Raw genomic sequence first — 16,976 nt, forward strand, 5'->3', positions numbered from 1 at the left:
GCCTTGACACCAATCGTGCGAGGCGCCAATGGAGCACGCTCTGTTACAGCCCTACCGAGGAACTTTGCCGTGGCGAAGCCAGAACTCGGCACCAAGCGCATCTGTCCTGTTACGGGGCGCAAATTCTACGACCTGAACAAGGACCCGGTGGTTTCTCCCTTCACGGGCGAATCTTATCCGCGTTCCTATTTCGAGCCCGCCGCCCGCGGCCCCGCCCGCGTCGAGGATCCGGGTGAGGACCATGACGGCGAGGATACCGCCGCCGAGGTCATCAGCCTGGAGGAGGCCGACGAGGAGGCCGCCGGCACGCCCAGCAAGGCGGGTGCTGCCTCTCCGGATGTGGACGAGGACGACGACATCGAGGCCACCGACGAGGATGCGTTCCTCGAGGAGGACGAGGATGACGGCAACGACGTGACCGGCCTCATCGGCGAAGGTCGCGAGGACGACGAAGAGCCCTAAAAAGGGACTTGAAGTCGAACGCGGCCTGTGCTTAAAGGCCGCTCTCGCCCGGCGGACATGACTCGCCGGGCTCCCGCCGCGGGGCTTCCCGGCAGGTGGTAGGGTACTGGACCTTAGGGTGGTACTCATATCGCATGCACCCGCGGCCCGGTGGGGCCATAGCTCAGTTGGGAGAGCGCTTGAATGGCATTCAAGAGGTCGGCGGTTCGATTCCGCCTGGCTCCACCAAATTCATAATCCCACCTTCTGGCGACACCAGGCCGCGACTGCTGCAGGCCATGCGGACCGCCAGGACGTGCGCATGGCATGCGGCATGGCTTTGCCGCTGAACTCCTTCCTTCGTCGAAATTCCGCAGTGGTGGTTTCCGAATCGAGCGGAGAGCGCTGTCGCCGGCCTGCGCCGCAGGGCGGTTCTGCCTGTGGCATCGGGCGGCCCTTCGCGCGGGCGCGCGGCAGTGGCATGCGGCGAGGCCTCGCCGTCTGGCGTCCTTCCTTCGTCGAAATTCCGCAGTGGTGGTTTCCGAATCGAGCGGAGAGCGCTGTCGCTGGCCTGCGCCGCAGGGCGGTCCTGCCTGTGGCATCGGGCGGCCCTTCGCACCGGGCGCGCGGCAATGTCATGCGGTGAGGCTGGCGTCCTTCCTTCGTCGACATGCCGCCGTCCCGGTTTCCGAATCGAGGGGAAGCGCGGCCTGCTGGCGTGCGCGGCGTTCCCGCGCTTGCCGTAGAAGGGGTGGCGCCTTTGCGGGCGACATGGCGAATTCCGCTTCTTGCACAGCGATCCGGCCTGAGGGGAGGCAGGCCTTCAGATCCGGCTCTTGGTTCCGGGGAAACTGGGCGGAAGAAGGCGCCGGTTCCCGCTGGATCTGTCGACGGGTCTGTTGCCGGCGGAAAGTTATCCCCTGCTTTGGCGATGGGGTGCCCGTGGGGCCCTTGCCATCGGCCGGGGGTTATGGCAATTAGCCGCCTCCCCTGGGGGCCATAGCTCAGTTGGGAGAGCGCTTGAATGGCATTCAAGAGGTCGGCGGTTCGATTCCGCCTGGCTCCACCAGTCCTCCGGAAGGGGAATGTTTCCATCACATGATGCGATTGCCGGTCGGGCCTTCAGCCCGGTGGCGAGCGCTTTTCGCGTCCCGCCGAAAGCCCTTGAGCGGTCGGCGGCGGTGGCGCATGGTCCGCGCGCGGCCTCGGCGCCGCCAGGGGACACCCACCGACAGCGCGGCGCCGCGACGGCGCCCATCGACGAGGGCAGGATGAGCGAACCGGCAAAGCATGTGACCGTGGGCGACGTGACGTTCGGCAATGACCTGCCGTTCGTGTTCATCTCGGGTCCGTGCCAGATCGAGAGCCGGGACCACACCTTCCGCATGGCCGCCTTCCTGAAGGCGGAGGCGGAGAAGGCGGGCGTGCCCTTCATCTTCAAGTCCTCCTACGACAAGGCGAATCGCACCTCCCTGACGGGCCGGCGCGGCATCGGCATCGACGAGGGGCTCAAAATCCTCGCCGAGGTGCGCGCCGAGTTCGGCTGCCCGGTGCTCACCGACATCCACGACATCGAGCAGGCGCGCACCGCCGGCAAGGTGGTGGACATCATCCAGATCCCGGCCTTCCTCTGCCGTCAGACCGACCTGCTGCTGGCGGCGGGCGAGACCGGCGCTGTGGTGAACGTGAAGAAAGGCCAGTTCCTGGCGCCGTGGGACATGGCGAACGTGGCCGAGAAGATCGCCTCCACCGGCAACGGGCGCATCCTGCTGTGCGATCGCGGCACGTCGTTCGGCTACAATGCCCTCGTCAGCGATTTCCGCGGCCTGCCCATCATGGCCGAGACCGGCTATCCGGTGGTGTTCGACGCCACCCACTCGGTGCAGGAGCCGGGCGGGCGGGGTGGCTCTTCCGGCGGCAAGCGCGCCTTCGCGCCGGCTTTGGCCCGCGCCGCGCTGGCGGTGGGTGTGGGCGCGGTGTTCGCCGAAGCCCACGACGACCCCGACCACGCGCCCTCCGACGGCCCCAACATGCTGCCGCTCGAATGGATCGGCCCGCTGCTGCGCGACCTGACGGCGCTCGACGCCATCGCCAAGAACCGGGCGCTTTCCGCCGCCTTCTGAAGCTGTCGCGCCCCGCCGGGCCAGCCCCCGGGCGCGCGCTTCCTTTCCCGACAGGTGCAGCATGAGTGACGTGGCGATCATCATCCCGGCGCGCTACGCGTCGAGCCGTTATCCCGGCAAGCCGCTGGCGACCTTGAAGGGCGCGACCGGCATCGCCCGCACCCTGGTGGAGCGCTCCATCCTGGCTGCCCGCGCGGGGGCGGCGGGTGCGCCGGTCTATGTGGCGACGGATGATGCGCGAATCGCGGCCGAGGCGGAGCGCCTCTCCACCCCGGTCATCATGACCGATCCCGCCTGCCGCAACGGCACGGAGCGGGTGGCGCAGGCAGTGGCGCGGGCCGGCATCGACGCCGAGATCATCGTGAACCTGCAGGGCGATGCGCCGCTCACCCCGCCCCATTTCGTCACCGCCCTGGTGAAGGCCATGCGCGATGTGCCCGCGCGCCAGGTGGCGACGCCGGTGCTGCGCTGTGACGAGGAAAGCCTGGAGCATTTCCTGGCCGACCGCCGCGCCGGCCGCGTGGGCGCCACCACGGTGGTGTTCGACCGGGCCGGCAACGCGCTCTATTTCTCGAAGGAGGTCATTCCCTTCACCAATGGCAAGGCCAGGGTGGAGGGGGTGGTGCCGGTGTTCCACCACGTGGGGCTCTATGCCTACCGGCGCGGCGCGCTCGATGCCTATGCCGGCATGGAGCCGGGCGTGCTGGAGGCGCTGGAGGGGCTGGAGCAGCTGCGCTTCCTGGAACACGGCGTGCCCATCGCCGCGGTGGAGGTGGAAAGCCGCGGCGCCGCCTTCTGGGAGCTGAACAACCCCTCAGACGTGCCGCTGATCGAGGGCTATCTCGCCAAGATGGGCGTGGTGTGAGGCCGCGCGCGGCCTGAGGCGTGCCGCGCCCCCGAGCCGCGCCCCCCCAAGGGGCGCGGCGGTTGCCGGCCAGGCCGCCTTTCAGACCGCCTTCAGGGCCTCGGCGATGTCTGCCTCGAGGTCGTCGGGATGCTCCAGGCCCACGGAGAGGCGGAGCAGGCCATCGCTGATGCCCATCTCGGCCCGCGCCTCGGGCGTGAAGCGCTGGTGGGTGGTGGTGGCCGGGTGGGTAATGAGGCTCTTGGCGTCGCCCAGATTGTTGGAAATGCGGATGACCCGCAGTGCGTCCATGAAGCGGAACGCGCCGTCCTTGCCGCCGTCCACCACGAAGGTGACGAGGGTGCCGCCGCCGCTCATCTGCCGGCGCGCGAGTTCGGCCTGCGGATGGTCGGGACGGAAGGGATAGACGGCCTTCTCGATGCCCTTGGCCCCGGCGAGGAAATCGGCGATCCGCGCCGCGCTCGCCTGCATGCGGTCCACGCGCAGGGCCAGGGTCTCCAGGCCCTTCAGCATCACCCAGGCGTTGAAGGGGGAGATGGAGGGGCCGGTCTGGCGCAGGAACACCTGCAGCTCCTCGTCCAGGAACTGGCGCGAGCACAGCACCATCCCGCCCAGGCAGCGGCCCTGGCCATCCACGTGCTTGGTGGTGGAATAGACCACCACGTCGGCGCCCAGCTCCAGCGGATGCTGGAGCAGCGGGGTGGCGAACACATTGTCCACCACCAGCCGCGCGCCCACCGCATGGGCGATCTCGGCCACCGCCGCGATGTCGATGATGTCCAGCGTCGGGTTGGTGGGGCTTTCCAGCAGGCACACGCGGGTGTTGGGGCGGATGCCGGCACGCCATGCGGAAAGGTCGGTGCCGTCCACCAGCGTCACCTCCACGCCGAAGCGCGGCAGCAGCTCCTCCAGGATCCAGCGGCTGGAGCCGAACAGGGCGCGAGCGGCCAGCACATGGTCGCCGGCCTTCACCTGGCACAGCAGCGCCGCGTGCACCGCCGCCATGCCGGAGGCGGTGGCGCGCGCCACCTCGGCGCCCTCGATGAGCGCCATGCGCTCCTCGAACATGGCGGTGGTGGGGTTGGCGTAGCGCGAATAGACGAAGCCGGGATCCTCGCCCTTGAAGCGCGCTTCGCAGGCGGCGGCGTTGTCGTAGACGAAGCCCTGGGTGAGGAACAGCGCCTCCGAGGTCTCGCCGAACGGCGAGCGGGTGGTGCCGGCGTGCACGAGGCGCGTTTCGGGGTGCAGGGCGCGCGTATCGAGGGCGGGACGGGAGGCCGAGGACATGGCTGTCTCCAAGGCCGAGGAGCTTTTGCGGAATGCGCGCTTGCATTGTGCGCGCGTTCGCGGCACATGCCCGGCGTCGATCCGCTCATCCCCGGCCTTTTAGCAAGTGCGTTTAACGTGGCTGCAAGCCGGCCGGCTCAAATTGCCCACGAACGGATCACTAATGCCGCCGTCCCCTTGGCGTCAAGGATTTCGTTCGTTAAATCGAACGGCACGGATGGCGAAGCGGATGTGGGGATGCGCGTGGCCGATGTACTGAAGCCGGGAATCCTGCCCGCAGAAGCCATTTCGGAGCTCAAGGCCAAGGGCGCCATCGCCTGCCGCCATGCGCTCGATGTCGACCAGATCCAGCCGGCGAGCCTGGACCTGAGGCTCGGCCGCAGCGCCTGGCGGGTGCGGGCGAGCTTCCTGCCCGGCGCCGGCGTCAGCGTCCAGGAGCGGCTCGACGCGCTGGCGCTGCACAAGCTCGACCTCTCCCACGGCGCGGTGCTGGAGACGGGCTGCGTCTATCTGGTGGAGCTGTTCGAGCGCATGAAGCTGCCGGCGGACCTCGCCGCCGCCGCCAACCCTAAGAGCTCTACCGGCCGGCTCGACGTGTTCGTGCGCGTCATCACCGACGGGGCGCGGGCGTTCGACACCATCCCCGCGGGCTACAAGGGGCCGCTCTACCTGGAAATTTCGCCGCGCACCTTCCCCATCCTGGTGCGCACCGGCTCGCGCCTGTCGCAGGTGCGGTTCCGGCGCGGCGTGGCGCGCCTGTCCGACCTGGAGCTCTTGAACCTGCAGGCGGCGGAATGCCTGGTGGACGCGCCCCATCCGGATGTGGCGGCCGGCGGCATCGCCCTCGGCGTGGACCTCGCGGGCGATGCCCTCGCCGGGCTCCAGGGCTTCCGTGCCAAGAAGCACACCGGCGTCATCGACGTGGACCAGTCCGGCGCGCTCGACGTGGAGGACTTCTGGGAGCCCATCCGCGTGCGCGGTGACGGGCGCGCCCTGGTGCTGGATCCGGATGCCTTCTACATCCTCGCCTCCCGCGAGGCGGTGCACGTGCCGCCGGACTATGCGGCCGAGATGGTGCCGTTCGATCCGCTGGTGGGCGAGTTCCGGGTGCACTACGCCGGCTTCTTCGATCCCGGCTTCGGCAGCGCCGCCGCCGGTGGGCGCGGCGCCCGCGCGGTGCTGGAGGTGCGCTCGCGCGAGGTGCCCTTCATCCTGGAGCATGGGCAGACCGTGGGCCGGCTCGTCTACGAGCGCATGGCCGCCCGCCCCGGCACCCTCTACGGCGCCGACATGCGTTCTCACTACCAGGGCCAGGGGCTGAAGCTCTCCAAGCACTTCCGCCCGTTCACGGGGGATTAGCCTGCGCGGCGCGCCCTAACTGGCGCGCATGGGGCGCTGGCTGGCGGCGAGGGTGCGTTCCTTCTGCCAGGGGGTGGTGTCCTGCAAGGCGGCGCGGATCTCGCGCAGCGGGCGCAGCAGGGCATCCGAATAGGCGATGTAGTCGGCGGCGAGCGGCAACACGTCCTTGGCCGACGGCTCGTCGGCGAGCTGAAGGGCGCTCGACACCGCGGCCTCCACCGCGGGCGCGGCGGCAGCGAGGCTCTCGGCCCCGCCTTCGCCCAGCACAACGGCGAAGGCGGTGAGGCTGCGCGAGCGCGCCGCCTCCACCACCGCCACCATCTCGGCCGGGGCCTCCACGCCTTCGAGGTGGGCGGAGATGTCCTCGATGAGGGCGAGGTAGGTCACCAGCACGTCGAGGGTGGAGACCACGTTGGCGGTGTCGCCGGCGGAGTGGCCGAACGCCTGCTCGGCGCCGAGCTGCGGCAGGCGGGTGCCGAGCTGGCGCACCGCCAGCGCCTGCGGCGCCACCGAGGCGCGCGCCTCCGCGTGCGGCCACCAGGAGGCCAGCGCCTCGCGGCAGCGGCGCAGCACGCCCAGCACTTCCGGCCGGAACTGCTCGGTGACGTAGACCGGCAGCACCACGTAGGACACCGCGAGCGCCACCAGCGCGCCGATGGCGGTCTCGTAGATACGCGCCAGCATGCCGGAGGTGCCGAGGCCGTCGAGGATGTGCAGGCCCAGCACCACTGAGAAGCCCACCGCCGCCGAGGCCACATCGTAGCGGTCCTTCTGGGTGACGATGGAGACGAGCTGCGCCAGCATGCAGAGGATGGCGAGCAGCCACACCGTGTCGCCCAGCAGGAAGAACACGAGGATGCCGATGAGCACGCCGATCAGCGTGCCCACCACCCGGTAGCGCACCCGCACATAGGTCTCGCCCACGCTGTTGCCGATGACGAACATCACCGTCATGGTCGCCCAATAGGCGTGGCTGAGGTGGAACCCCGCGTCGAGCGCGGTGGTGATGGAGGTGGCCACCACCCCCTGGCAGGCCACCTTGAGCGGCGCCGAGAGGTGGCGGGTGCCGTCGGCCGCCCGCTCCAGGAAGGGCGTGGGCTTCGGCGCGGGCGGAGTATCGTCTTCGGCAGGGTGGGGCGGGGGGAAGGGCTCCGTCTCCACGCGTTCGATGCCGTCGGCGACGAGGCCGAGCCGGTCGAAGGCGGTGAGCGCGCGCATCAGCGCGAAGCGCGCCTCCGGCGGCAGATCGCGGGAGAAGGCCCGCTCGCGCAATTGCGCGATGGCGCGCTCGAAGCGCTCCTGCGCGTGCACGTCGCGCACGCCGATGCTCTCCAGCCGCCGGGCGATGTGGTCGGCGGCGGCGGCGAAGGGGCTGCGCCAGTCGGGCGTGTCGGGCGCGTCCTGGGGGATGCAGCCGGCCAGCAGCTGCACCGCCACCCGCAGCCGGTAGAACTTGGCGCGCAGGGCCTCGAAATCGGCGCGGGCGCCGGGGTCTTCCGCCAGCGCGTTGCCGAGGGCGTTCCACACGCGGGCGCGCAGCCGCTCGATGCTCTGCGCGCCGTCGTCGGTGAAGGGGACGCCGGCGCGCACCGCCTCCGACATCTCGCGCAGATAGGCGGCCACAGCGGCCTGCACGTCGTGGGTGGACTGCACATAGGCCGCCACCGCCGAGGGCCGCCACGGCGAGAGCCGCAGCAGCGCCGCCACCGCCGCGCCCTGGCAGAAGGCGGCCAGCAGCAGCGCCGCCTCCACCCGCGTGGGGGAAAGGATGGTGCCCACCGTCGCCACCACGATCAGCGCGAGGCCGAGGCGCTGGCCGTCCATGCCGTAGCGCCGCGGGATCAGCGCGCAGAACGAGAGGGGGATCAGCAGCAGCTTCTGCAGGGTGGCGTTCCCGGGCCCCTCGCCGGGCCCCACCGCCGTGAGCAGCGCCAGGAAGGCGGCCGCCACCAGGAACAGCCGCGCCATGGTCCGCGCCTCGGTGCGGCGGCTGGCGGCCGGGGTGAAGGAGATCATGATGAGCGCGCCGGTGCCGGCCATCAGCGGGAAGGTGATGCCCATGCCGAGCGCGAACGCATGCACGGTGGCGACCGCGAGCAGGATCACGATCACCAGCGCGACGCCGAGGTGCAGCGCCCGTGTGCTGTCCACGCCGCCGGGGTCATGATCGGCCAGCCAGATGCCGATGCGGCCGAGGAGCGGCCTGGGCTCGCGGGCGGGGGGCGGCGCGCTCACGGGGTCCTTCGCGTTCACTCGGGCTCCTTCGCGTTGGTCCGGGCCCGCGCGGGGGCCGGCGTGCGGCGGGGGTCAAATTTCACGGGTCGGGGCGCGCTGTCCAGTGCGGCGGGTCGCCCGAGGGGGTAAGCTCGCCGGGTTCGCGAAGGAGGCCCGCCGTGCATCCCCTGAAGCTTTATTGTTTCGCCCAGTCCGGCAACGCCTATCGCGCCGCGCTCATGCTGCAATTGTGCGACCTGCCGTGGGAGCCGGTGTTCGTCGATTATTTCGGCGGCGAGACCCGCACCGACCTGTTTCGCACCACCGTGAACGAGATGGGCGAGGTGCCCGTGCTGGTGGACGGCGACCTGAAGCTCTCCCAGTCGGGCGTGATTCTCGACTACCTCGCCTACAAGACCGGCCGCTTCCTGCCCGAGGGCGAGACGGAGCGGCGCGAGGCGCTGCGCTGGCTCCTGTTCGACAACCACAAGTTCACCAGCTATTTCGCCACCCTGCGCTTCATGGTGGGCCTGTCCGGCCACATGGAGGGGGAGGTGACCGCCTTCCTGCGGCTGCGCGCGCTCGCGGCCTACGGCATCGTGGACGCCCACCTTGCCCGGAGCGACTTCATGGTGGGCGCGCTGCCCACCTATGCCGACGTCTCGCTGGCCGGCTACGTCTATTATCCCGAGCGGGCGGGGGTGGAACTCGACCAGTTCCCCAATATCGCGCGCTGGGCCGAGCGCATCGCCGCGCTGCCCGGCTGGGTGCACCCCTATGAGCTGATGCCCGGCCACCCCCTGCCGCCGCGCGTGGGATGAGCCGGCCCCCGGCCGGCTCATTTTCTTCGTGCGCACCGGTATCCAGGCGGCGGGCAAATGCTTTAAAGCAGGCCCCAACGGAGGGGGCACCGGGCCACCTTCCCCCAACGACAATGGTGAAGCGGCGCCGGCTCGCCCGCGCGCAGGGGACGTTCCATGGCGACTGAGACGACGGCGCGGGTGGCGGAGCTTTATGCGGCACGGCTCGCCGCCGGCGACATCGAGGCGGACCCCGCCCAGGCCGAGGTGGTGAAGGCGTTCGCCAGCCTGGAGCTGGAGCTGCGCCAGAAGGCGCTGGCGCAGAAGTCCTCCTCCCTTGGCTGGCTGTTCCAGCGCCGCGCGCCGGTCTCCGCGCCCAAGGGGCTCTACATCTACGGCGAGGTGGGCCGCGGCAAGAGCATGCTGATGGACCTCTTCTTCGAGGCCCTGCCGCCCAGGGACAAGCGCCGCGCCCATTTCCATGCCTTCATGGGAGACGTGCACGAGCGCATCTTCAGGGAGCGCCAGGCCCAGAAGAACGGCGAGCGCAAGACCGCCGACCCCATCGCCCCCGTGGCGGCGGCCCTCGCCGCCGAGGCCAAGGTGCTGTGCTTCGACGAGTTCCACGTCACCGACATCGCCGACGCCATGATCCTCGGCCGCCTGTTCGAGAAGCTGTTTGCGGACGGCGTGGTGGTGGTGGCCACCTCCAACGTGGCGCCGCGAAACCTCTATTCCAACGGGCTCAACCGCGCGCTGTTCCTGCCGTTCATCGACATGATCGAGGCGCGCATGACCGTGCTCTCCCTCGAATCGCGCACCGATTACCGCATGGAGAAGCTGGAGGGCCTCTCCACCTGGTACACGCCGCTCGGGCGGGAGGCGGACGCCGCCATCGACGCCGCATGGGCGCGTCTGGCGGGGCCTTCGGGCGGGGTGCCGGGGGCGATCGAGCTGAAGGGGCGCCATCTCGTGGTGCCGGCCATGGCGCACGGGGCGGCGCGCTTCTCCTTCGCCAATCTGTGCGAGGCGCCGCTGGGCCCGAACCCGGATTACCTGAGCCTCGCGCGCATGTTCCACACGCTGGTGGTGGAGCACATTCCGGTGATGGGGCCGGACCAGCGCAACGAGGCCAAGCGCTTCATCTCGCTGATCGACACCCTCTATGACGCCAACGTGAAGCTGGTGGCCTCCGCCGCCGCCCCGCCCGAGGGGCTCTATGTGGCGAGCGACGGCACCGAGGCGTTCGAGTTCGCGCGCACGGTGTCGCGCCTGCACGAGATGCGCTCGGGCGAATATCTGGCGAAGCCCCACGGCCGGCCGGATTCCACCGCCTCCGGCAACACCACCGGCATCGTGGAGACGTGATGCCGTCGGCCCGGTCTTCGCCGGTGCCGGGCGAGTTGCGCGCGAACGCCGCGCGGGTCTGGCCAAGGGGCCATCAGAACAGTGCGGGAGGCTTCGTCTGAGGGCCGGCGCGCCCGCCTCACGGCATGAAAAAGGGGCCGCGTGGCGGCCCCTTGGTCGAAGGCGCGGGGCTTTGCCTCAGGCGGCGCTGTTGGAGCGGGTGCCGGGCAGGCGCTTGTCCAGGTAGGTGCCCACCACGCCCATCAGCTCCTCGGTCTTGCCGTCGAAGAAGTGGTTGGCGCCGGGCACCACCTGCTGCTCGATGACGATGCCCTTCTGGGTCTTCAGCTTCTCCACCAGGGTCTGCACCGCGGTGGTGGGCACCACCGCGTCCTTGTCCCCGTGCACGAACAGGCCGGAGGAGGGGCAGGGGGCGAGGAAGGAGAAGTCGTAGAGGTTGGCCGGGGCGGCGATGGAGATGAAGCCCTCCACCTCCGGGCGGCGCATCAGCAGCTGCATGCCGATCCAGGCGCCGAAGGAGAAGCCGGCGATCCAGCAGGCGCGCGCGTCCGGGTTCACGGACTGCGCCCAGTCGAGGGCGGCGGCGGCATCCGAAAGCTCGCCCTGGCCGTGGTCGAACGAGCCCTGGGAGCGGCCGACGCCGCGGAAATTGAAGCGCAGCACCGAGAAGCCGCGGTTCGCGAACTGGTAATAGAGGTTGTACACCACCGGGTTGTTCATCGTTCCGCCGAACTGCGGATGCGGATGAAGAATGATGGCGATGGGGGCATTGCGGGTCTTGGCGGGCTGGTAGCGGCCTTCGAGCCGCCCCTTTTCGCCGGGGAAGATGACTTCGGGCATGGACGTCCGCAACCTCTTAGGTGGCGATCTCTCACAGGTCAGTCCGCGAGGCGTCTTGATTCGCGGGCCGGTCTCGGGTGCTGCCGGGAAAGAGGGGGTCCTCAGCCGGCGGCGCCGATCAGAATTCTGCCGGGACGGCGCTGCCGCATCGGCTGCGAGCCCGCCTCGGGCCCGGTCCTTGCGTTGAGCGCCTTGACTTCAAGACGGGGTGAACCCATCATTTCCGATCATTCCAGCGTGTTCCCGCGCGCCGGGCTCTGCCGAGAGGTGGAGCCCTGGGTGACGCAGGCAGGAACGGCTGGGATTTGACCTATGGCCGAGATTTCTGGCAATTGCAAGCCTTCGGCTCATCCCTTCGCCCTGTGCATCCCGGGGAAGGGAGGGCCGGTGCGCATGAGGAACATGCGTCAGCTCCGGTGGATGCGAGGCGGATCGAGGCGGACATGAACGAGCGGCAGGCGGCGGAGCAGGCGCGAGCGGGCGCGCCGGCGCGGGTCTATCTCGACCATAACGCCACCAGCCCCCTGCGGCCCGAGGCGCGCGCGGCCATGCTCGCGCTGCTCGACGCGCCGGGCAACGCCTCTTCCGTGCACAGCGAGGGGCGCTCTGCCCGCGCCGAGCTGGAGCGCGCGCGCGGCGCGGTGGCGACGCTGGTGGGCGGGCCGGCGCGCGGCGTGGTCTTCACCTCCGGCGCCACCGAGGCCATCTCCCTGGCGCTCCACCCGGATGTTGAGATCGGCGGCCGCCCGCACCGCTGCGACGTGCTGCTGGCGAGCGCGGTGGAGCATCCGGCGGTGCTGAAGGGCCATCGCTTCCCGGTAGCGGAGCGGGTGCCGGTGGACGTGGCCGGCCGCATCGACCTCGACGCTCTGGAGGCGCGCCTGCGCCACCACCGCGACGCCGGACGGCGCGCCATGGTGGCGCTGATGGCGGCCAACAACGAGACCGGCGTGCTCCAGCCCCTCGCCCAGGCGGCGCAGCTCGTGCATGCGTACGACGGGGTGGTGTTCTGCGATGCGGTGCAGGCGGCCGGGCGTGTGCCGCTGCACATGGGCGATCTGGATCTCGACCTCGTCGCCGTGTCCGCCCACAAGATCGGCGGGCCGCAGGGCGCGGGGGCGCTGGTGGCGGGGCGGGACGACACGCGGGTGGCGCCGCTGGTGGCCGGCGGCGGGCAGGAGCGCAACCGGCGCGCCGGCACCGAGAATGTCGCTGCCATCGCCGGCTTCGGCGCCGCCGCGGCCGTGGCCGCGCTGCGGGAGGATGCGGCGCGCCTCGCCGCCGCCCGCAGGCGGCTGGAGGGCGAGGTGCTGGCGCGCATTCCCGGCGCTTCCGTGGTGGGGGCGGCGGTGGAGCGGCTTCCCAATACCGCTCTTGTGGCTTTTTCCGGATTGCGCGCGGAAACGCTGGTGATTGCGCTCGATCTCGCCCACATAAGCGTGAGTGCCGGCTCGGCCTGCTCTTCGGGTAAGGTGGGCCCGTCCCACGTGCTGGAGGCCATGGGGCTTGATGCGGAGCGGGCGGCGGGCGCCATCCGCCTCTCGCTCGGCTGGTCGAGCGGCGAGGAGGATGTGGATAGGGCGGTGGAGGCCTTGCAAAAGGTCGTGCCGCAGGTGAGAGGCCGCGCGTCGCGGGCGGCCTGATGGGCCCCGGCCGCGGCCGGAGCCAGGGGATGCGTACTTGACCCGCGGGCCTTGACCCCGCGCGGGAGAGGAGAAGTGAAGATGTCTGCCGTCCAGGAGACCGTCGCGCAGGTGCGCGCGATCGATGTGGATCAGTACAAGTACGGGTTCGTGACGGACATTGAGAGCGAAAAGGCGCCCAAGGGTCTGTCAGAGGACATCGTGCGTTACATCTCGGCTCAGAAGAACGAGCCGGAATGGATGCTGGAATGGCGGCTCGACGCCTATCGCCGCTGGCTCACCATGGAAGAGCCCGTGTGGGCGCGGGTGAGCTATCCGAAGATCGATTTCCAGAGCTACTACTATTACGCGCGCCCCAAGGCGGCGCCCAAGTCCATCGACGAGATCGATCCCGAGATCCTCAAGACCTACGAGAAGCTCGGCATCCCCCTGCGCGAGCGCGACGCGCTGCTCGGCATCGAGGGCGCGGAGCGGCCGAAGGTGGCGGTGGACGCGGTGTTCGACAGCGTCTCGGTGGCCACCACCTTCAAGGCGGAGCTGGCCAGGGCGGGCGTCATCTTCATGCCCATCTCCGAGGCCATCCGCGAGCATCCCGATCTGGTGCGGAAATATCTGGGCTCGGTGGTGCCGGTGTCGGACAATTTCTACGCCACGCTCAACTCGGCAGTGTTCTCCGACGGCTCGTTCGTCTACGTGCCGCCGGGCGTGCGCTGCCCCATGGAGCTGTCCACCTACTTCCGCATCAATGAGAAGAACACCGGCCAGTTCGAGCGCACCCTCATCATCGCCGATGCGGGCTCCTATGTGAGCTACCTGGAAGGCTGCACCGCCCCCCAGCGCGATGAAAACCAGCTTCACGCCGCCGTGGTGGAGCTGGTGGCGCTGAAGGACGCGGAGATCAAGTATTCCACGGTCCAGAACTGGTACCCCGGCGATAAGGACGGCAGGGGTGGCATCTACAATTTCGTCACCAAGCGCGGCGATTGCCGGGGTGATAATTCCAAGATCTCCTGGACCCAGGTGGAGACCGGATCGGCCATCACCTGGAAGTATCCGAGCTGCATCCTGCGCGGCGACAATTCGCGCGGCGAGTTCTACTCGATCGCCATCTCGAACGGCCACCAGCAGGTGGATTCGGGCACCAAGATGATCCATCTCGGCAAGAACACGTCGAGCCGCATCATCTCCAAGGGCATCTCCGCCGGGCACTCGAACAACACCTACCGGGGGCTCGTCTCGGCCCACCGTAAGGCCGCCGGTGCGCGCAACTTCACCAATTGCGATTCGCTGCTCATCGGTGACGCCTGCGGCGCCCACACCGTGCCCTACATGGAGGCGAAGAACGCCTCCGCCGTGTTCGAGCACGAAGCGACCACCTCCAAGATCTCCGAGGACCAGCTCTTCTACTGCCTCCAGCGCGGGCTCTCGCAGGAGGAGGCGGTGGCGCTCATCGTGAACGGCTTCGTGCGCGATGTGCTGCAGCAGCTGCCCATGGAGTTCGCGGTGGAGGCGCAGAAGCTCATCGCCGTGAGCCTCGAAGGCTCGGTGGGCTGAGGGCCGGCGCCATTCCGCCCGGTTCGGCCTCGGGGCCGGCGGGCTTCCAACGGATGATGCCGCCCGCATAGGGCGGCACGGCGCGGCAGGCGGGCGCAGGGCGCCCCCCGCGACGAACACGCTTCAAGGACTGCGAGACATGCTCGAAATCAGGAACCTGCACGCCCGCATCGGCGGCAATGAGATCATCAAGGGGCTCGACCTCACGGTGCCGGCCGGGCAGGTGCACGCCATCATGGGCCCCAACGGCTCCGGCAAGTCCACCCTCTCCTATGTGCTCACGGGCAAGGAGGAGTACGAGGTCACCGACGGCTCCGTCACTTTCGAGGGCCAGGACCTGCTGGCGCTCTCGGCCGACCAGCGGGCGGCGGCGGGGGTGTTCCTCGCCTTCCAGTATCCGGTGGAGGTGCCCGGCGTCGCCAACATGACCTTCCTGCGCGCCGCCCTCAACGCCCAGCGCCGCACGCGCGGCGAGGAGGAGATCTCCACCCCCGATTTCCTGCGCCTCGTGAAGGAGAAGGCGCCCGCGCTCGGCATCTCCCAGGACATGCTGCGCCGGGGTGTGAACGTGGGCTTCTCCGGCGGCGAGAAGAAGCGCAACGAGATCCTGCAGATGGCGCTGCTCCAGCCCCGGCTGTGCATCCTGGACGAGGCCGATTCCGGCCTCGACATCGATGCGCTGAAGGTGGTGGCGGAGGGCGTGAACGCCCTGCGCGCGCCGGATCGCTCCATGCTCGTCATCACCCATTACCAGCGCCTGCTCGACCATATCGTGCCGGATGTGATCCACGTCATGCACAAGGGCCGCATCGTGCGTACGGGCGGCAAGGAGCTGGCGCTGGAGCTGGAGGAAACCGGCTACGCCGCCTACGGCGCGGACGCGGCGTGAGGACGACCCCATGAATGCCGACAATCGCAACGCCGGGAAGCTGAACGCCGAACAGGCGGGCCCCCGGCCCAAGCCCCCCGCGCGGACGGAGCTGCGCGCCCTGCGCACCCCCGCCGAGCAGGCCTTCATGGACATGCTGGCGGCCGCCCCCGCCACCGAGCCTGGCCGCGTGGGCGAGCTGCGCCGCGCGGCGGCCGCCGCCTTCGCGCAGAACGGGCTGCCCCACCGGCGGGTGGAGGAGTGGCATTATACCGACCTGCGGGCGCTGCTGCGCGCCGTGCCGCCCCGCGCGGCGGGCGCCTCGGTTCCGACGCGCGAGGCCGCGAGCTTTCCCGATGCGCTGCGCGTCACCATCTCCGACGGGCGGGTGGGCCCGCTGCCGGCCGAACTGCCGGAAGGCGTGACGCTGCTCTCCCTCGCCGATGCGCTGGCGGCGGACCATCCATTGTTGGAGCGCCTCGCAGGCGCCGCGCCCGCCTTCTACGATGCCCCCCTCGCCCTCAACACCGCCCTGCTCGACCAGGGCGTGGTGCTGCACGTGGCGGCCGGGGCGAAGGTGGCGCGGCCCATTCATGTGGCGCAGGTATTCGCCGCCGCCGATGCCGCCAGCGTCTTCACCCGCCTGCTGGTGGTGGTGGAGGAGGGGGCCGAGCTTTCCCTCATCGAGAGCTTCGAGGGCGCCTCAAGCGCAGCCTATCTCGACGATGCCGTCGTGGAGCTGCTGGTGGGCGACGGGGCGCGGGTGGACCATGTGCGCCTTCAGGCGGAAGGGGAGGGGGCGACCCACCTCGGCACGCTGGTGGTGGAGCTGGGCCGCGCGGCGCGCTACGACGCCTTCGTGCTCACCCTCGGCGCCGCGCTCTCGCGCCTCACGGTCCACGGGCGCTTCGCCGGCTCCGGCGCCCATATGGGCGTGCGCGGGGCGAGCCTGCTCTCGGGCCGGCGCCACGCGGACGTGACCCTGTTCCTGGACCATGCGGTGCCCGGCTGCGAGAGCCGGGAGCTGTTCAAGACCGTGCTGGCCGATGCCGCGCGGGGCGTGTTCCAGGGCAAGATCACCGTGCGGCCGGATGCGCAGAAGACCGACGGGCGCATGATGAGCCAGGCGCTGCTGCTCTCCGACGAGGCGGAGATGGACAACAAGCCCGAGCTGGAGATCTTCGCCGACGACGTGCAGTGCGGCCACGGCGCCACCGCCGGCGCGCTCGACGACAAGATGCTGTTCTACCTCATGTCCCGCGGCCTGCCGCGCGCCGAGGCGGAAATGCTGCTGATCCAGGCCTTCGCCGGCGAGGCGGTGGAGCATGTGGCGGACCCGGCGGTGCGCGAGGCACTGGTGGCGCGCATGGCGTGGTGGCTCGCCGGGCGGGCCGGCTAGGGCCCGCGGGGTCTCCCGTCTGGCCCCGGGGCAAAGCGCGAAGGCGTTGCGCGCGGCGTCGTTTGGGCGGATATGAAAGGTGGCCGCCGCTCGCGTGGCACCCCGCGCCCCCTGACGGCGCGCGGCGCCGACGGGCGCGGCCCGGTGCCTGACTCCCAAGGCCGTGGTGCCCGAGGCCGTTAGACCAAAGTTCGACATCTGGTCCCACATTTGGA

13 protein-coding genes, 2 tRNA genes and 1 riboswitch are annotated in these 16,976 nt (G+C 70.0%); of the genes, 12 read left to right on the plus strand and 3 right to left on the minus strand.

The features are described 5' to 3' along the window. The first annotated feature begins 69 nt into the window (after positions 1 to 69). The 5 genes from V5F61_RS12420 to V5F61_RS12440 all read left to right on the plus strand — a co-directional run bounded on the left by V5F61_RS12420 (position 70) and on the right by V5F61_RS12440 (position 3,429). Positions 70 to 462: a TIGR02300 family protein gene (locus V5F61_RS12420; protein ID WP_393989782.1), complete on the plus strand. Its 393-nt coding sequence runs from the start codon at positions 70 to 72 to the stop codon at positions 460 to 462. Between the two features lie 152 nt (positions 463 to 614). After that, positions 615 to 690: transfer RNA gene (locus tag V5F61_RS12425), tRNA-Ala, on the plus strand. Between the two features lie 744 nt (positions 691 to 1,434). Continuing rightward, positions 1,435 to 1,510 (plus strand) — tRNA-Ala (locus V5F61_RS12430). A gap of 202 nt (positions 1,511 to 1,712) precedes the next feature. After that, entirely contained in the window at positions 1,713 to 2,564 is an 852-nt protein-coding gene (gene kdsA, locus V5F61_RS12435) for a 3-deoxy-8-phosphooctulonate synthase (protein WP_393989305.1), read from the plus strand. Positions 2,565 to 2,625: 61 nt separating this feature from the next. Continuing rightward, the gene (locus V5F61_RS12440; RefSeq protein WP_393989306.1) at positions 2,626 to 3,429 is read left to right on the plus strand and encodes a 3-deoxy-manno-octulosonate cytidylyltransferase; all 804 of its coding nucleotides are present in this window, start codon (positions 2,626 to 2,628) and stop codon (positions 3,427 to 3,429) included. An 81-nt stretch (positions 3,430 to 3,510) separates the two neighbouring features. Here V5F61_RS12440 and V5F61_RS12445 read toward each other — a convergent pair whose 3' ends face one another. Next, positions 3,511 to 4,716 (minus strand): O-succinylhomoserine sulfhydrylase, encoded by a 1,206-nt coding sequence (locus tag V5F61_RS12445; protein ID WP_393989307.1) that lies wholly within the window; start codon positions 4,714 to 4,716, stop codon positions 3,511 to 3,513. Positions 4,717 to 4,795: 79 nt separating this feature from the next. Further along, positions 4,796 to 4,876: riboswitch (SAM riboswitch) on the minus strand. A gap of 77 nt (positions 4,877 to 4,953) precedes the next feature. On the opposite strand from V5F61_RS12445, the gene V5F61_RS12450 reads away from it, so the two are divergent. Then, positions 4,954 to 6,075, plus strand: a complete 1,122-nt coding sequence (locus V5F61_RS12450) for a 2'-deoxycytidine 5'-triphosphate deaminase (protein WP_393989308.1) — start codon at positions 4,954 to 4,956, stop codon at positions 6,073 to 6,075. Positions 6,076 to 6,090: 15 nt separating this feature from the next. Here V5F61_RS12450 and V5F61_RS12455 read toward each other — a convergent pair whose 3' ends face one another. Beyond that, positions 6,091 to 8,328: an FUSC family protein gene (locus tag V5F61_RS12455; RefSeq protein WP_393989309.1), complete on the minus strand. Its 2,238-nt coding sequence runs from the start codon at positions 8,326 to 8,328 to the stop codon at positions 6,091 to 6,093. A 140-nt stretch (positions 8,329 to 8,468) separates the two neighbouring features. Between V5F61_RS12455 and V5F61_RS12460 the strand changes: the two genes are divergently transcribed. Next, positions 8,469 to 9,110: a glutathione S-transferase family protein gene (locus tag V5F61_RS12460; protein ID WP_393989310.1), complete on the plus strand. Its 642-nt coding sequence runs from the start codon at positions 8,469 to 8,471 to the stop codon at positions 9,108 to 9,110. A 156-nt stretch (positions 9,111 to 9,266) separates the two neighbouring features. Further along, a complete protein-coding gene (gene zapE / locus V5F61_RS12465; RefSeq protein ID WP_393989311.1) occupies positions 9,267 to 10,457 on the plus strand; it encodes a cell division protein ZapE in 1,191 nt (396 codons plus the stop codon). A gap of 177 nt (positions 10,458 to 10,634) precedes the next feature. Here zapE and V5F61_RS12470 read toward each other — a convergent pair whose 3' ends face one another. After that, a complete protein-coding gene (locus V5F61_RS12470) occupies positions 10,635 to 11,297 on the minus strand; it encodes an alpha/beta hydrolase (protein ID WP_393989312.1) in 663 nt (220 codons plus the stop codon). 443 nt (positions 11,298 to 11,740) lie between these two features. Between V5F61_RS12470 and V5F61_RS12475 the strand changes: the two genes are divergently transcribed. From V5F61_RS12475 to sufD, 4 genes are all read left to right on the plus strand, one after another. Further along, positions 11,741 to 12,940 (plus strand): cysteine desulfurase family protein, encoded by a 1,200-nt coding sequence (locus V5F61_RS12475; RefSeq protein ID WP_393989313.1) that lies wholly within the window; start codon positions 11,741 to 11,743, stop codon positions 12,938 to 12,940. 81 nt (positions 12,941 to 13,021) lie between these two features. Then, positions 13,022 to 14,494: a Fe-S cluster assembly protein SufB gene (gene sufB, locus V5F61_RS12480; RefSeq protein WP_393989314.1), complete on the plus strand. Its 1,473-nt coding sequence runs from the start codon at positions 13,022 to 13,024 to the stop codon at positions 14,492 to 14,494. Positions 14,495 to 14,633: 139 nt separating this feature from the next. Then, on the plus strand, positions 14,634 to 15,383 hold the full coding sequence (gene sufC / locus V5F61_RS12485; RefSeq protein WP_393989315.1) for a Fe-S cluster assembly ATPase SufC: 750 nt from the start codon (positions 14,634 to 14,636) through the stop codon (positions 15,381 to 15,383). 10 nt (positions 15,384 to 15,393) lie between these two features. Further along, positions 15,394 to 16,761 (plus strand): Fe-S cluster assembly protein SufD, encoded by a 1,368-nt coding sequence (gene sufD, locus V5F61_RS12490; RefSeq protein ID WP_393989316.1) that lies wholly within the window; start codon positions 15,394 to 15,396, stop codon positions 16,759 to 16,761. Positions 16,762 to 16,976: the final 215 nt, after the last annotated feature.

The sequence above is a fragment of the Xanthobacter sediminis genome, from assembly GCF_043195015.1.
GTDB lineage: Bacteria > Pseudomonadota > Alphaproteobacteria > Rhizobiales > Xanthobacteraceae > Xanthobacter.

Coding starts and splice junctions, on each gene's coding strand:
- kdsA (WP_393989305.1), top strand. CDS start 1,713: ATGAGCGAACCGGCAAAGCATGTGACCGTGGGCGACGTGACGTTCGGC.
- V5F61_RS12440 (WP_393989306.1), top strand. CDS start 2,626: ATGAGTGACGTGGCGATCATCATCCCGGCGCGCTACGCGTCGAGCCGT.
- V5F61_RS12445 (WP_393989307.1), bottom strand. CDS start 4,716: ATGTCCTCGGCCTCCCGTCCCGCCCTCGATACGCGCGCCCTGCACCCC.
- V5F61_RS12450 (WP_393989308.1), top strand. CDS start 4,954: ATGCGCGTGGCCGATGTACTGAAGCCGGGAATCCTGCCCGCAGAAGCC.
- zapE (WP_393989311.1), top strand. CDS start 9,267: ATGGCGACTGAGACGACGGCGCGGGTGGCGGAGCTTTATGCGGCACGG.
- V5F61_RS12470 (WP_393989312.1), bottom strand. CDS start 11,297: ATGCCCGAAGTCATCTTCCCCGGCGAAAAGGGGCGGCTCGAAGGCCGC.
- V5F61_RS12475 (WP_393989313.1), top strand. CDS start 11,741: ATGAACGAGCGGCAGGCGGCGGAGCAGGCGCGAGCGGGCGCGCCGGCG.
- sufB (WP_393989314.1), top strand. CDS start 13,022: ATGTCTGCCGTCCAGGAGACCGTCGCGCAGGTGCGCGCGATCGATGTG.
- sufC (WP_393989315.1), top strand. CDS start 14,634: ATGCTCGAAATCAGGAACCTGCACGCCCGCATCGGCGGCAATGAGATC.
- sufD (WP_393989316.1), top strand. CDS start 15,394: ATGAATGCCGACAATCGCAACGCCGGGAAGCTGAACGCCGAACAGGCG.